General features: G+C 72.3%; 12 protein-coding genes. 5 read left to right on the top strand and 7 right to left on the bottom strand.

The window, feature by feature from the left end:
• Positions 1-54: 54 nt before the first annotated feature.
• The 4 genes from AB0K82_RS25575 to AB0K82_RS25560 form a co-directional block, all read right to left on the bottom strand.
• Positions 55-819, bottom strand: coding sequence for a DeoR/GlpR family DNA-binding transcription regulator (locus AB0K82_RS25575; protein WP_364401270.1), 765 nt, complete (start codon positions 817-819; stop codon positions 55-57).
• A 97-nt stretch (positions 820-916) separates the two neighbouring features.
• Positions 917-1,933: a carbohydrate kinase family protein gene (locus tag AB0K82_RS25570; protein WP_364401268.1), complete on the bottom strand. Its 1,017-nt coding sequence runs from the start codon at positions 1,931-1,933 to the stop codon at positions 917-919.
• Complete coding sequence (melA, locus tag AB0K82_RS25565; RefSeq protein WP_364401266.1) at positions 1,930-3,261, bottom strand: alpha-galactosidase; 1,332 nt, start codon at positions 3,259-3,261, stop codon at positions 1,930-1,932. Before melA ends, AB0K82_RS25570 begins: the two co-directional genes overlap by 4 nt.
• Positions 3,262-3,355: 94 nt before the next feature.
• Positions 3,356-4,210, bottom strand: a complete 855-nt coding sequence (locus tag AB0K82_RS25560; protein ID WP_364401265.1) for an endo alpha-1,4 polygalactosaminidase — start codon at positions 4,208-4,210, stop codon at positions 3,356-3,358.
• Between the two features lie 295 nt (positions 4,211-4,505).
• Here AB0K82_RS25560 and AB0K82_RS25555 point away from each other — a divergent pair, with 295 nt between their 5' ends.
• Entirely contained in the window at positions 4,506-5,432 is a 927-nt protein-coding gene (locus tag AB0K82_RS25555) for an alpha/beta hydrolase (protein WP_364401263.1), read from the top strand.
• A gap of 35 nt (positions 5,433-5,467) precedes the next feature.
• Here AB0K82_RS25555 and AB0K82_RS25550 read toward each other — a convergent pair whose 3' ends face one another.
• Positions 5,468-6,370, bottom strand: a complete 903-nt coding sequence (locus AB0K82_RS25550; protein WP_364401261.1) for a UTRA domain-containing protein — start codon at positions 6,368-6,370, stop codon at positions 5,468-5,470.
• 175 nt (positions 6,371-6,545) lie between these two features.
• On the opposite strand from AB0K82_RS25550, the gene AB0K82_RS25545 reads away from it, so the two are divergent.
• The 3 genes from AB0K82_RS25545 (at position 6,546) to AB0K82_RS25535 (ending at position 9,456) form a co-directional block, all read left to right on the top strand.
• Positions 6,546-6,974, top strand: coding sequence for an ATP-binding protein (locus tag AB0K82_RS25545; protein WP_364401259.1), 429 nt, complete (start codon positions 6,546-6,548; stop codon positions 6,972-6,974).
• 65 nt (positions 6,975-7,039) lie between these two features.
• On the top strand, positions 7,040-7,795 hold the full coding sequence (locus AB0K82_RS25540; RefSeq protein WP_364401258.1) for a class I SAM-dependent methyltransferase: 756 nt from the start codon (positions 7,040-7,042) through the stop codon (positions 7,793-7,795).
• 578 nt (positions 7,796-8,373) lie between these two features.
• On the top strand, positions 8,374-9,456 hold the full coding sequence (locus AB0K82_RS25535; RefSeq protein ID WP_364401256.1) for a transposase: 1,083 nt from the start codon (positions 8,374-8,376) through the stop codon (positions 9,454-9,456).
• Positions 9,457-9,463: 7 nt separating this feature from the next.
• On the opposite strand, the gene AB0K82_RS25530 is transcribed toward AB0K82_RS25535, so the two are convergent.
• Positions 9,464-11,173 (bottom strand): serine/threonine-protein kinase, encoded by a 1,710-nt coding sequence (locus AB0K82_RS25530; RefSeq protein ID WP_364401255.1) that lies wholly within the window; start codon positions 11,171-11,173, stop codon positions 9,464-9,466.
• A 66-nt stretch (positions 11,174-11,239) separates the two neighbouring features.
• The gene (locus AB0K82_RS25525) at positions 11,240-12,196 is read right to left on the bottom strand and encodes a quinone oxidoreductase (RefSeq protein WP_364401253.1); all 957 of its coding nucleotides are present in this window, start codon (positions 12,194-12,196) and stop codon (positions 11,240-11,242) included.
• A gap of 154 nt (positions 12,197-12,350) precedes the next feature.
• Here AB0K82_RS25525 and AB0K82_RS25520 point away from each other — a divergent pair.
• On the top strand, positions 12,351-14,029 hold a 1,679-nt coding region (locus tag AB0K82_RS25520), incomplete at its 3' end, for an AAA family ATPase (RefSeq protein ID WP_364401252.1).

The following is a 14,029-nucleotide window of genomic DNA, read 5'->3' as shown; positions in this document are numbered from 1 at the left end:
CGTGGCCCCCGACCGGTACGCCGGCCGGGGGCCACGGCGTTCGGCGCCGGGCGGTCAGACGATGGTGACCTCGACGCCCGCCGCGCGGAGCCGGTGCAGCTCGGCCGGGTCTGCGCCCGAGTCGGTGACCAGCATGGTGATCTCCTCGATGCCCGCGATCCGGGAGAACGCGCGCTTGCCGACCTTCGAGCCGTCGGCCAGCACGACCACCCGGTCGGCGGTGTGCAGGAAACTGCGGTCGGTCTGCGCCTCCACGTCGTCGTGCGTGCTGATGCCCCGGCCCGCCTCGATGCCGTCGACGCCGATGAAGGCGATGTCCAGGTTGATTCCGGCGAGGGCCTGCTCGGCGAGCGGGCCGACCAGCTCGTACGACGCCGAGCGCACACTGCCGCCGGTCACCACGAGGTCGATGGCGGGGCGCACGGACAGCTCCCCGGCGATGTTCAGCGCGTTCGTGATCACCTTCAGCGGGCGGGCCGACGCGCCGAGGATCCGGGCCAGCTCCGTCACCGTCGTGCCGCCGCCCAGGCCGACCGCGTGCACCGCGTCGGTCACCAGCCGGGCCGCGGCCTGCGCGATGCGCAGCTTCTCCTCGTGATGGCGGCCCGTGCGATAGCGGATCGGCAGCTCGTAGAGCACCTCGGCCGAGACGGCGCCGCCGTGGGTGCGCTTGAGCAGTTGCTGCTCTTCGAGAACACGCAGGTCACGGCGGACGGAGGCGGGGGACGCGCCCAGGTCGCCGGTGAGGTCCGCCACGGAGACGGAACCGTCCCGGGCCAACCGGTCGAGGATCAGACCGAGACGCTCCTCTTGCCGCATTCGATCACTATAAGACGATCGCGGCCGCTCGTGAACGATTAATTTCGGGGCAAATCGCTCACGGCGTTGCTCACTTGGTCCCGCCTCCGCACCCGCGTCACACCGCGGCCAGCGGGGCGACGCCGACCTCGACCCGCGCGGCCAGCGCCGCGGCCTCGTCGGGGCCGGCCTGCGCCGCCGTGCCACCGGCGGCGCGGGTCGACAGCGCCCCGCAGGCGCACCCCCAGGCCAGCGCCCGCGGGAGCGCCCCGGAGGCCAGCCATCCGGCCAGGAAGCCCGCGTCGAAGCCGTCACCGGCGCCCACCGTGTCCACCGGGACGACCTCGGGGCCGCGCGCCGTGACGGTCTCCGTGCCGGTCCGGGCGACCACTCCGTGGCGGCCGCGCTTCACCACCGGTACGGGCCCCGCCGCGCGGAGGACGTCGAGCGCGTCGTTCAACCCGTCGATCTCGTCGGCTCCCCGGTCCGGCCCGTCTCCTCGGGCTCCGAGCGCGCCGGCCAGCGACAGCGCCTCCGCCTCGTTGGGCAGGAGGAACGTGCAGGCGGCGAGCAGGCCGGGAGCGAGCCGCCACGCGCCGGACGGGTCGTCGTTGGTGTCCAGCGACGTCGACGCGCCGCCGGCCGCCGCGTCGGCCAGCAGCCGCGGCAGGCCGGCCGCCAGCCGCGGCTGCAGGAAGTAGGACGCGGCGTGCACGTGGCGGGCGGTCAGGTCCGGAACGTGCTCCGGACCGAAGGCGGGCAGGCAGCCGGGCGCGGTGAGGATCGCCCGGTCGCCGTCCGGCCGGTTGAGGCAGACCGTCAGCGCCGTCGGCAGAGTGTCGTGCCGCGTGCACCCGCTGATGTCCACGCCCGCCGCCGACAGCGTGTCGAGGACGAAGTCCCCCGCCGGGTCCCGGCCGACCATCGCGACCAGCGCCGTGGACAGGCCGAGCCGGGCGGCGCCGTGCGCGACGATCGCCGCCGAGCCGCCCAGCGCCAGGGCGCCACTGTCCACGAGCGTCTCGGCCTGGCCGGCGGGCGGCCTCTCCGGAGCCCCCGACACCAGCACGTCCGGGTTCGCGTCGCCGACCACCAGGAGGTCCAGGGCGCCGGATCGGCGCCCCGCGGCCGTCACCGCGACCCCGGGGAGACCTGGGCCCGCAGGGCCGGGGGCAGGGCGTCGCCGTGCGCGGCCACCATCGCGTCGCACAGCTCCCAGATCTGGTCGACGGTCAGCGCGGCAGCGGCGGCCGGGTCGGACATCGCCGCGTGCCGGATGTGCCGGGGGTCGCCCTCGACGGCGGCGGCGACGACCAGTTCGACGACGTTGAGGAAGCTCCGGTTGAAAGCGGCGAGCTGCGGCGGCAGCGCCCCCACGCCGTGCGGGTGGACGCCGAGCCGGTCGACGGTCGCCGGGACCTCCACGCCCGCGCCCGCCGGCAGGTTGGTGATCAGACCGGTGTTGGCGGTGGTGACCTGGATTGAGCGCAGCGTTCCGGTGACGAGGCTGTGGATCACCTGCGGGGCGTACTCGGTCGCGTCCTCCTCCTCGCGCGGCTCCGGGTCCAGCCCGGCCGCCAGGCGCTCCCGGATCGACTCGTACTCGGCGACGTTGCCCGCGCTGATCCCGAGGTAGTCGCCGACGGGGATGCGCAGCCGCTCGATCTCGGCGGGATGCCGCAGGTAGAAGGGGACGTACTCGGAGGAGTGCTCGCTGGTCTCGGTCGGGTAGTAGCCGAGCCGCCGGTACATGTCCACGCGCACCCGGCGGCGCAGCTCGGGGTCGCGCTCGATCGCCGCGTCCAGCGCCGGGTAGAGGTCCCGGCCCCGGTGCTCCCAGCGCAGGATCCACGCCTGGTGGTTGACGCCGGCCGACAGGAAGTCGACCTCCTCGTGCGGGACGCCGACGATGTCGGACAGCCCGCGCACGGTCCAGTAGACCGAGTGGCAGAGGCCGGCGGCCTTGAGGCGCGGCGCCACCGTGGCGAGGTACTGCAGGTTCATGGCCATCGGGTTGGTGTAGTTCAGCAGCCACGCGTCGGGGCACACGGCGGCCATGTCGGCGGCCAGCCCCTCCAGCAGGGGGAACGTCCGCAGCGCCCGGAAGATCCCGCCGATGCCCAGCGTGTCGCCGATCGTCTGCCGCAGCCCGAACTGTGCCGGGACCTCGAAGTCGATTGTCGTGGCGCGGTGACCGCCGACCGCGACCATGTTCACCACGACGTCACTGCCGTCCAGGGCGGCCCGGCGGTCGAGCTCCGCGACGATCTCCGGCTTGGCGCCGAACTGCTCCGCCGTACGCCGGGCGAGCGACTCGGCGACCGACAGCCGCTCGGGGTCGATGTCGTGCAGGGCGAGGCGGACATCCGCGAGCTCGGGAAAGGACAGGATGTCGCGCAGGAGCTGCCGGGTGAACTCGACGGAGCCGGCGCCGATGAACGCGATACGGATGGACGGGGACATACAGGGTGAACCTTCCACTTACAGGGGTGGCCGACGGCGGCCCCGCGGGTACGAGAACCGCCGCCGGCCGGTACAGCCGGGTTACAGGGGTGGGTCAGACGCCGCGGCAGGGCACGCGGTAGGCGTCGAGATCGAGGTTCTTCTTCAGGGAGTTGAAGTTCTGCGCGTTGGCCTTGGTGCAGAACTTCGAGGTGCTCAAGGTGTACTCCACGTTGAACACGGCCTTGCCCGCGGCCACGTACTTGTCATAGCCGTAGCCGGTCTGCGCGGTGGTGCACTCGTCGTTCGCCCAGCACTCCTCGTTCAGCGCCCAGTCGAAGTACGGCTGGAGCGTCTGCAGTTGGTCGATGTCGTTCTTCAGGCCCGCGGACAGCCCGCGCTTGTGCGCCTCGTTGGCCAGCCAGGTGTTGAAGTTCAGCTGGTCGGTCGCGGTCAGCGGGAAGCCGGGCTTGTTGGTGTAGCCGTCGACGTTGTCGAACTCGATCGCGTCGAAGCCCTTCGCCTTGCACATGTCCATGCGCTTGGTGAGGATCGTGCCGAGCGTGCCGCCGTACTGCCGGATGTCCAGCCAGCGCTCACCGGGCCAGTTGTCGACGTTGCTGCCGAGCACGCTGCTCGGGAAGTCGCCGGCGTCGCTCCGCCAGTTCTCGTACGTTCCGGCGCTGATGTAGCAGACCACCTTGCGGCCGGACCTGCTCGAGTGCAGGTTCGCCACGTCGGCGGCGGTGGCGTCGAAGCCGTCGATGTCGTACATCGCCACGTCGAGGTACGGCGCGGACGGTACGGATTTCAGCTGCCACTGCCAGCTCGTGTTCAGGGCGGGTTTCCAGCAGCCGCCGCAGGAGACCGGGCTCGGCAGGGTCGCCGCGTCAGCCGGGAGGACCAGGCCGAGGCAGGCGATGAGTGCCGCGCCGAGGGCGGCGATGACGAGACGTGCTCTTTCGCGCATGGGCGCTCCTCGTGAGTCGATGAAACACGGGGCGGCATGCGTGCTGTTCCGCACTCCCCGTACGCGCCGGCCCCGGAATCTCCGCGGCGGCCGGGGTGGCGTCGCCCATATGGATCCGCAGGACTGACGCCAGCACGCGAAAGAGCTCTCCTTCCATCGTTCAGGATGAGGATTGCTCATTCATGCTCTGTTCGCAAGGCTTCGGTGCAGAAACGAGCATAATCCTGACCGTTCGACCGCACGGAGGGGGATCGGCCGTGGCGCGGTCCGGGGCCACGCCTTACGCTGTGCCGCCATGGAACAGGATGTGCTCGGGGCGGACTACGAGGCGATCCGGCTGACGCTGGACGAGGACGCCGAGGGCGAGGTGGTCGCCACGCTCGTCCGGCGGCCCTGCCCCGGAAGCCGGAAGGCCGTGCTCTACATCCACGGGTTCGTCGACTACTTCTTCCAGACGCACCTCGCCGACTTCTACGTCGAACGCGGGTACTCCTTCTACGCCCTGGACCTGCGCAAGTACGGGCGTTCGCTGCTCGACCACCAGACGCCCAACTTCGCCCACAGCATGTCCGACTACTTCCCGGAGATCGACGAGGCGGTCCGCCTCATCCGCGCGGAGAACGACACGCTGCTGGTGAACGGCCACTCGACGGGCGGGCTGGTCGCCGCCCTGTGGGCCGATCGCGTCCGCGGCCGGGGAGTCGTCGACGGCCTGTTCCTCAACAGCCCGTTCCTGGAGCTGAACGTCCCCGCAGGGGCCCGCCGCACGCTCGGCCCCGTCGTCCGTGCCCTGGCCAAGGGCCGCCCGAAGATGGCCATCCCGGCCGGCGTCAGCACGGCGTACGTCCGCAGCATCCACCGCGACCACGACGGGGAGTGGGACTTCGACCTGGCCTGGAAGCCGGCCGAGGGCTTCGGCGTCCGGCTCGGCTGGCTGTCGGCGATCATCAAGGCGCAGCGCCAGGTCAAGGCGGGCCTCGCCATCGACGTGCCGGTCCTGGTGATGGCCTCCACGACGACGGTACGCGGCAGGAACGGCGACTTCTCCACCGGCGACGGCGTGCTGAACGCCGACGACATCGCCCGCTGGTCGACGCGCCTCGGCCGGCACGTCACCTGCGTGCGCGTCGAGAACGGGCTGCACGACCTGGTGCTGTCCGCCGAGCCCGTACGGGCGAAGGTCTTCGACGAGCTGGAGCGCTGGCTGACGGCCTATCTCTGAGCCGGGCGTTCAGAACCGTCGCCGAGCCGGGGCCTTCAGAACTGGTCGCTCCCGCCGGCCTGGCTGACCGAGAACACGTGGCGCGTGGCGGCGCAGACGGTCTCCAGCACGTGCACCGGCGTGTCCTCGATGGAGTACGCGGCCCGGAGGACCTGCACGACCCAGTCGCCGGGATCGAGGCGGAGCAGGCCGGTCTCCGACTCGGTGGCCCGCCGTGCCATCAGTGTCTCCTCGGCGTGCCCGAACGCGTGCCCGTGGGCGGCGACCGCCTCGTGCAGGGAGGGCGCCAGCAGCTCGGGCTGCACGATGGAGGTGTCCGCGAACAGGTCGACGCGGAAGTACGAGGCGGCGGCGCGTACCGGAACGCCGCCGGCGAGGATCAGTCGGCGGCGGGCGATGACGTCCTCGCCGGGCCGTACGCGCAGGCAGGTCGCGATGTGCTCACGGGCGGGCTCCCGGTCGACGCCCAGGAGACGCAGTTCGGTGCGGATGTCGTTCCGCTCGGTCATGCTGACGAACGTCCACCCGGCGCCGCTCGCCGGCGGCTCGGTCGGCAGCGACCGCCGCACGACGACCGGCGGCATGCGCTCGGCGAGCGGCTCGGGGTCGGACGCGCGCGGCTCGGCTGCGCGTGTGGCGAGCGGCTCGGGGGCTACCGGCTCGGGGGCGCGCGGCTCGGGGGTGGGCACGAGCGGCTCGGGGGCGCGGGTGGCCGACCCCTTGCGCATCTGCGAGATCCGGCCGGGCGAGACTCCGAGCGTGTGGGCGAGGTCCTCGAGGCGGTGGCCGTTCTCCCGCGCCTCGGCGATCGCCTGCCGGCGCATCCGGGCCGCCTCTTCGACCAGCGCCTGCTGCTCCGCCATGACCGTGCCGAGGACGCGGGCGCGCTCGATCGGGTCGGAGAGAGCGGCGATCTCCCGCAGTCTGCTGTGGCTCATGGCGCTGCGGCCTCTCTCGCTCGAAGGAGCCTCCACCTCGCTATTGCACGATTACACAAAGTCGCCGTATGCTCACACTCTATCCCGTTTAGGCCCCCTAAAGGCCGCCGCTGAGAGGGCTCTGGTCCATGCGTGTTCGTCTCGATCACCCTGCCCATCTTGCTACAGGGGAGGCATGGAGGGGTGGGATTACCGGCAAGTTCGCCACATTCCGTCACACCTCGGTGACGGGCTGATGGCCCGGTCGGTGCTGGGGGCGATCACCGTTCCAGGGCGTCCGGGAGAGGTGGCGGCGGCCCGGCGGTTCGTCGCCAAGGCGCTCGCCGGTCGCCCGGAGGTGGACACCGCGGTCCTGCTGACCAGTGAGGCGGTCACCAACTCCGTGGTCCACACCGACAGCACGATGGTGACGGTGGTCGTGCTCGAGACGCCCGCCGGCGTGCGGATCGAGGTCAGCGACGAGGGGGGTGACACGCTCCCGACGATGTACGACGGCTACGAACTGCGTGAGGGCAGGCGCGGCGTCTTCCTCATCGAGGAGCTCTCGGCGGCCTGCGGCATCCGCAGGCACGACGACGGCCTGACCTTCTGGTTCGAGCTCTGACCGCGCGCTCCTGAGGCGGGACCCCGCCCGGCGAGGCGATCCCTGCTCCCCGGGAGAATGTCGGCATGGTGAGATCGTTCGAAGAACTCGTGGCGGAGGCCGAGGTGGTCTCGGTAGAGGGTTGGGACTTCTCCTGGCTCGACGGGCGAGCCACGGAGGAGCGGCCCTCATGGGGGTACCAGCGGCTCATGAGTGAGCGGCTGGCGTCGGCGAGCGCGGGGCTGGACATCCAGACCGGTGGCGGCGAGGTGCTCGCCGAGGCGCCCGTCCTCCCCGCGACGATGGCCGCCACCGAGTCATGGCCGCCGAACGTGGCGAAGGCGACCCGGCTGCTGCACCCGCGCGGCGTCGTCGTCGTCGCCTCCCCGGACGCGCCTCCGCTGCCCTTCGCCGACGCGGCCTTCGACCTCGTCACCTCCCGGCATCCCGCCACCGTGTGGTGGGGGGAGATCGCCCGAGTGCTGCGCGGTGGGGGAACCTACTTCGCCCAGCACGTCGGCCCCGAGACCTCGTGGGAGCTCGTCGAGTACTTCCTGGGCCCGCAGCCGGAATCCCGTCACCGGCGTCACCCGGATCTGGAGACGGCCGAGGCCCGCGCCGCCGGGCTCCAGGTCATCGACGTGCGGATGGAACGCCTGCGGATGGAGTTCTTCGACGTCGGCGCCGTCGTCTACTTCCTTCGCAAGGTCGTCTGGACCGTCCCCGGCTTCACCGTCGACGCGTACCGCGACCGGCTGCTCGAACTCCACCGGCACATCCAGGAGCAGGGCGCGTTCACAGCGCAATCCACCCGGACGCTCATCGAGGCCCGCAAGCCCTGACCGGTGCCTCGCGGCCGATACCCGGTCCCGCACCTGGGCCGCGCGCCAGGCGGGGCCGCCCGGCCGCCGGATGACCTTGTACGGCGGAGGCCTGTTCGTAGTGCCGCATCAAGCAACGTTGGTCCTGCCGGGATGACGCGCCGTCTTGGTGCCGGCTCCGGGAGATGAGGCGTTTGCGATCACCGATTCGGGAGGTTGGTAGTGCGGCACCGCCGACCGTCTCTGTTCTGTCGCAGGCACCTGCTGTAATCACCTCATGCCTCGACGTGTTGATCCGGATGCTGCCCGGACGGTGATGCGTACCGCCCGGGTCGGCCTGCGTCTCACGCCCGGCCAGCGGGAGCGGTGTTTCGGGCTGCTTGCCTCAGCCGGGGACGTGTGGGCGTGCGTGCTGGATATGAACCGGTGGCGGCGCCAGCGCGGCCTGCCCGCCGTGGCCTCGTATCAGGCGTTGTGCCGGGAGTTGTCGGCGGCCGGTCCGGGCACGTTCGGTGAACTGGACACCAAGGGGGCGCGGTCGGTGCTACGCCGCTACAGCGACGCGTGGTTCGCCGCCGCCAAACGCCGCAAGGACGGGGATGCCTGCGCCCGGTTCCCGCCGCCGCAAACGCCGCCTGGTGCCGGTCCGGTACTACCACGGCATCTTCACCCTGGAGGACCAGCGGTTACGACTTCCCGCCGGTCGCGGGTGTCCGCCGTTGTGGGTGCGGCTGGACCGGGAGGCGCCCTACCCGATCGAGCAGGTCCGGTCGGTCACCTTGCTGAACGAGGGCCGCCGGTTGTTCGTCGAGGTGACCGCCGAAGTCCCCGTCGCCACCTATGAGCCCGACCCGGACCGGGTGGCCGGAGTAGATCCGGGAGTGATTCATCCGTTCGCGGTGGCCGGACCCGACGCAGAAGGTCTCATCGTGTCGGGGCGGGCGATCCGCGCCGAAACCCACCTGCATCTCAAAGACGGCAAATACCGCCGCCGGACGATGGCCGCCCGAGCACCGAAGCCGGGGCAGGTGGGGTCGCGACGGTTGCGGAAGTTCCGGGCCCGGCAGCGGAAGCTGGAGGCCCGGCACAAGCGCCGCGTGAGGCAGGCCCAGCACGAGGCGGCCAAGACCGTGATCGGCTGGGCGGTGCAGCGCCGCGTCGGGACGCTGGTGATCGGTGACCCGCGCGGGGTGCTGGGCCTGAAGGCCGGGCGGCGGCACAACAAACGCGTCCGGGACTGGCGGGTCGGCTACCTGCTCCGCTGTTTGAAGGACAAGGCCGAGCAGGCCGGGATCCGCGTCGTGCTCGTGGACGAGCGCGGCACGTCCTCGACCTGCCCGTCCTGCGACCGGCGGGTACCCAAACCCACCGGCCGCCGCTTCACCTGCACGCATTGTGATTTCAGCGGGCACCGCGACCTGGTCGGCGGCGCCAACATCGCCCGGCGAGGACCGGGCGGCACCATCACCACCAACAACCCGTTCCCCGTGGTGATCACGCACCGTCGAGCCGGACGGCACCTCCCCGGTACCGGACCAGCCCGGCGTGACCCAAGACGACGCCCCCATCACGGCACCGTCAAAAGGTCCAATGGCCGGCCGCGGCCCGCCCCACCCCCGTGGGGAGTCGCTCGCCCCATGCGAGGATCAACCAACACGGCCAAAACGACCAACGTTGGTTGACGCGGCACTAGCGGATCGCGGACAGGTCGAAGTTGTCGAACCACACCTGCACGTTCCCGCCGCTTCCGCCGTTCTCCTGCGCGGCGACCAGCCCTGCCGCGCCGTTGGCGAGGGGGCCGCTCTTGTCGGAGGTCTCGGCGGCGAGGGTGCCGTTCAGCCACAGGCGCAGCCGTACTCCACCGTCCTGCTCCTCGCACGCCGCCTGGAGGCGGTTCCGCTTTCGATGCTCGAAACCGGCGGCGGACTGTTTCTTGACCAGCTCCCGGGTGCCGGCCCTGCCGGCGGCCTTCCGGATCAGTACGCCCTGGCCGTCCGCGCGGACCAGGAACTCGTAGTAGGCGGTGTCGTCGCTCGTGCCGGTACTCCGGCAGAAGACGCCCAGCATCCCGTACGCCGGGCCGCCCAGCACCGTCGCGTCCGCGCTGATGAGCGCCCGCTTCGGCGCGTCCCTGGCGACCTTGTCGGACGGGGCCTTCTCCGCCCGGCGCGTGTAGATGCTGCTCCCCGCGTCGATGCGGTATCCGCTCGCGTAGTAGCCGCTCCCGGCGTACCAGGTCGAGCCCGACCAGCCCGAGGACGTGTTGGAGAAGTCGTCGGCGTAGAAGGGGACCGTCTTCGACGGCGGCCCGTCGGAGCCGGTCAGCGCGAATACGGCGCCGAGGCCGACGACCAGCACCCCGGCGGCCCCGCCCCCGGCGAGCAGCCATCGCCGGCGACGCGGCGCGGCGCCGCGAGGAGCGTCGGGGCGCGTCTCGTGGCCGTTCGGCACCGGCCGGTCCCGGGCGGGTCCCATGGCCGCGGACACCGTGCGGTCCGCCGGAGGCGGTGACGTCCGGTCGTCCGGGAGGGCCCACGTACGGCCGAGGGTGTCGGCGGCGTGCGCGGTGTCCTCGTGCGGGCGCCCGGTGAGCCGGTCGAGGAGCTCCTGCGCGGACGGGCGTCGCCGCGGATCCTTGTCGAGGGCCCGCACGACCAGCTCGCGCATCCCCTCGTCCAGGTCCGCGAGGTCCGGCTCGCCGTGCGCGATCCGGTAGAGGACGGCGGGCACGGTCGGGCCGTCGAAGGGCGGCCGTCCCGTGCCGGCGTACGCGACGACGCACCCCCAGGCGAACATGTCCGAGGCCGGCGTCGCGGTCTCGCCCATCACCAGCTCGGGCGCCATGTAGGCGGGCGTCCCGATGAACTGCCCGGTCCGCGTCGCGCCGGAGACGGTGTCCAGCGCCCGGGCGATCCCGAAGTCGATGACGCGCGGGCCGACCGACGACAGCAGGACGTTCGCGGGCTTGAGGTCACGGTGCACCACGCCGGCCGCGTGGATCGCGGTGAGCGCGGTGGCGACCCCGACCGCCAGGTGCTCCAGAGCGGCTCCGCGCATCGGCCCGCCGTCGCGTACGAAGGCGTCCAGGTCGGGTCCGTCGACGAACTCGGTCACGACGAACAGCGGCTCGCCGTCGATCCGGGCGTCCAGCACCGGAGCCGTGCAGAAGCGCCGCACCCTGCGGGCGGACTCGACCTCCCGGCGGAACCGGTCCCGGAACATCTCGTCGTCGGCCAGCTCCGGGTTGATGACCTTGACCGCGACGCGCTCCCCGCGCGCGCTCTCCCCGAGGTAGACCGTGCCCATGCCGCCCCGGCCGATCCGGCCGACGAGCCGGTAGTCGCCGAGCCGGGGCGGGTCCTCGGGCCGCAGCCGATCGATCGAGCTCGTTCCCGTCACGACGGCCCGCCCCTCCTGTCGCTCGATGAGCGATAAGACTAGTGGGCGGGGCGGGCGGTTCCGGACTTACGGGACGAGCAGCAATTTGCCGGTCGTCCGGCGGCCCTCGAGGTCCTCGTGGGCCCGGCCCGCGTCGGCGAGGGGATACCGCCCGCCGACGTGCACCGACAGCTCACCGGAGGCGATCCAGCCGAACAGGTCGTCGGCCCGCCACAGGAGCTCCTCGCGGGTGGCGACGTAGTGCACCAGCGTGGGTCGCGTCAGGAACAGCGAGCCGCCCGCGTTGAGCCGCTGCGGGTCGACCGGCGGCACCGGCCCGCTGGCGGCGCCGTACAGCGCGAGCAGGCCGCGCGGCCGCAGGGAGGCGAGGCTGCCGTCGAAGGTGGTCTTGCCGACGCCGTCGTAGACGACCGGCACGCCGCCGGTGCGCCGGTGGACCTCCTCGGCGAAGCCGTCGTAACGGAGGACCTCGTCGGCGCCGGCGTCGCGGGCGAGCTTCTCCTTCTCGTCGGTGGAGACGGTGCCGATCACCCGGCCGCCCCGCAACTTGATCATCTGGGTGAGCAGCAGCCCCATGCCACCGGCCGCGGCGTGCACGAGCGCGGTGTCGCCCGGCTTGATCTCATGCGTCGAGTGCGTCAGGTAGTGGGCGGTCAGGCCCTGCAGCAGCACCGCGGCGGCCAGGTCGGGGGCCACTCCGTCGGGCACCGGGACGACCCGGTCGGCCGGGGCGACGGCGCGCTCGGCGTACGCCCCCCGCAGCTCGGCGGAGGCCACGACGTCGCCGACCCGTACGTCGGTCACCCCGTCGCCGACCGCCGTGACACGCCCGGCCCCCTCGGCGCCGGGAACGGCCGGCGTCTCCTTCGGATAGACGCCCTGCCGCTCGTACACGTCCCTGAAGTTGACCCCCGCGGCGGCGAGCTCGATGACGACCTCGCCCGGGCCCGGCTGCGGATCCGGGACCTCGCTGAGCCGCAGCACGTCCGGTCCGCCGTGCTCGGTCATCTGGATCGCGCGCATCGCGACCTCCTTACGTTCGATTCCCATCGAACATTAGCGCGCCGGTCCGGGCGCTAGCGCGCCGGTCCGGGCGCGGGAAAAACGGGCTGAGGCGGGCCCGCCCACGTACTAAGTTCGGAACTTCGCGCTTCCCATCGACCGAAAGGCTTTCGTCATGCCCACAAGAGAGGCGGAGGACACCGACCCCGAGATATCCGCCGAACGCGCGCACCTGACGCTCTCGCGGGAGGCACTGCACCGCATGCGGGAGAACGTCCTGGCGCTGGACGCGTCCGTGGCCGGCGACTGGGTCTCGGCCGAGGTGCTGAGCGCCGAGCTCGCCAAGCGCGCCGAGTCGCTGCGGGACGACCCCGCCACCGCCCTGTTCTTCGGACGCGTCGACCATCCGGACGAACGCCTGTACGTCGGGCGGCGGCACGTGCACGACGACGGCGGCCGGGCACTGGTCATCGACTGGCGGGCGCCCATGGCGCGGCCGTTCTACAAGGCGAGCACCGCGGACCCGATGGGGCTCGTGCTGCGCCGCCGGTTCGGGTACTCCGGCGGCGAGCTGACCGCGTTCGAGGACGAGGACTTCTCCGCTCCCGTGGAGTCACGGCTGCTGATCGAGGAGATCGAGCGGCCCCGCGTCGGCCCCATGCGCGACATCGTCGCCACGATCCAGCCCGAGCAGGACGACATCGTCCGCGCCGACGCGGACCATACGCTGTGCGTCCAGGGCGCGCCGGGCACCGGCAAGACCGCCGTCGGCCTGCACCGGGTCGCCTACCTGCTGTACGCCCACCGGGAGCGGATGCGCCGGGGCGGCGTCCTCGTCATCGGCCCGAGCGCGTCCTTCCTCGACTACATCCGCGGCGTGCTGCCCGCCCTCGGCGAGGTGAACGTCGAGCAGCGCACCCTCGACCAGGTCGTGGCCGCCGTTCCGGTGACGGCCCGGGACGAGGCCGCCGTCGGGCGGATCAAGGGCGACGCCCGCATGGCGGAGGTGCTGCGCCGCGCGGTCTGGAGCCACCTGAGCGAGCCGTCCGAGGCGCTCGTGGTACCGCGCGGCACCCGACGCTGGCGCGTCCCCGGCTACGAGATCACTGAGCTGGCCGAGGCGCTGCGCGACCGCGGCGTCCGGTACGGCGCCGGCCGCGACCTGCTCGGCCACCGGATCGCGCACGCCGTCCTGGTGCGGATGGAGACCGGGGGCGAGGTGTGCGACGACCGGACCCACGAGGCGGTCCGCCGGACCCGCCCGGTCAAGGCGATGGTCGACCAGGTCTGGCCGGCCGTGGACCCGGTGCGCGTGGTGATGCGCCTGCTCTCCGACGCGGAGTTCCTCGGCCGGGCCGCCGACGGCCTCCTCGACCCGGCCGAGCAGGCGGCGCTGCTGTGGGACCGGCCGCCGCGCGGCCCGAAGTCGGCCCGCTGGACGCTCTCCGACGCCGTCCTCGTCGACGAGGCCGCCGACCTGGTCAGCCGCACCTCGAGCCTGAGCCACGTCGTCCTGGACGAGGCGCAGGACCTGTCGGCCATGCAGTGCCGCGCGGTCGGCCGGCGCTGCGAGACCGGCTCGGTGACCGTACTCGGCGACATCGCCCAGGGCACCACGCCGTGGGCGGTCGGCGACTGGCCGACACTGCTGCGGCACCTGGGGAAGCCGGGCGCGGACCTGACCGTCCTCGATCGCGGCTACCGCGTGCCGCGCCAGATCATCGACTTCGCGAGCCGCCTGCTCCCGCGCATCGCCCCGGAGCTACCGAGCTGCTCCACCCCGCGTCGGTGTGCCCTTACGTTATGCGGACACGACGCCCCGCGCAAATCGATTCCGCGATCGGCCCGTCCCCG

The organism is Actinoallomurus sp. NPDC052274 (genome assembly GCF_040679475.1).
GTDB classification, from domain to species: Bacteria; Actinomycetota; Actinomycetes; order Streptosporangiales; family Streptosporangiaceae; genus Actinoallomurus; species Actinoallomurus liliacearum.
The sequence above is the reverse complement of the archived record's forward strand: the minus strand, read 5'-3'. Positions and strand labels throughout refer to the sequence as shown.

What these genes read in the sequence shown, in the direction of transcription:
- AB0K82_RS25560 (WP_364401265.1), bottom strand. Translation starts at nt 4,210, where the DNA reads ATGCGCGAAAGAGCACGTCTCGTCATCGCCGCCCTCGGCGCGGCACTC.
- AB0K82_RS25550 (WP_364401261.1), bottom strand. Translation starts at nt 6,370, where the DNA reads ATGAGCCACAGCAGACTGCGGGAGATCGCCGCTCTCTCCGACCCGATC.
- AB0K82_RS25575 (WP_364401270.1), bottom strand. Translation starts at nt 819, where the DNA reads ATGCGGCAAGAGGAGCGTCTCGGTCTGATCCTCGACCGGTTGGCCCGG.
- AB0K82_RS25545 (WP_364401259.1), top strand. Translation starts at nt 6,546, where the DNA reads ATGGAGGGGTGGGATTACCGGCAAGTTCGCCACATTCCGTCACACCTC.
- AB0K82_RS25535 (WP_364401256.1), top strand. Translation starts at nt 8,374, where the DNA reads ATGCCTGCGCCCGGTTCCCGCCGCCGCAAACGCCGCCTGGTGCCGGTC.
- melA (WP_364401266.1), bottom strand. Translation starts at nt 3,261, where the DNA reads ATGTCCCCGTCCATCCGTATCGCGTTCATCGGCGCCGGCTCCGTCGAG.
- AB0K82_RS25525 (WP_364401253.1), bottom strand. Translation starts at nt 12,196, where the DNA reads ATGCGCGCGATCCAGATGACCGAGCACGGCGGACCGGACGTGCTGCGG.
- AB0K82_RS25540 (WP_364401258.1), top strand. Translation starts at nt 7,040, where the DNA reads ATGGTGAGATCGTTCGAAGAACTCGTGGCGGAGGCCGAGGTGGTCTCG.
- AB0K82_RS25555 (WP_364401263.1), top strand. Translation starts at nt 4,506, where the DNA reads ATGGAACAGGATGTGCTCGGGGCGGACTACGAGGCGATCCGGCTGACG.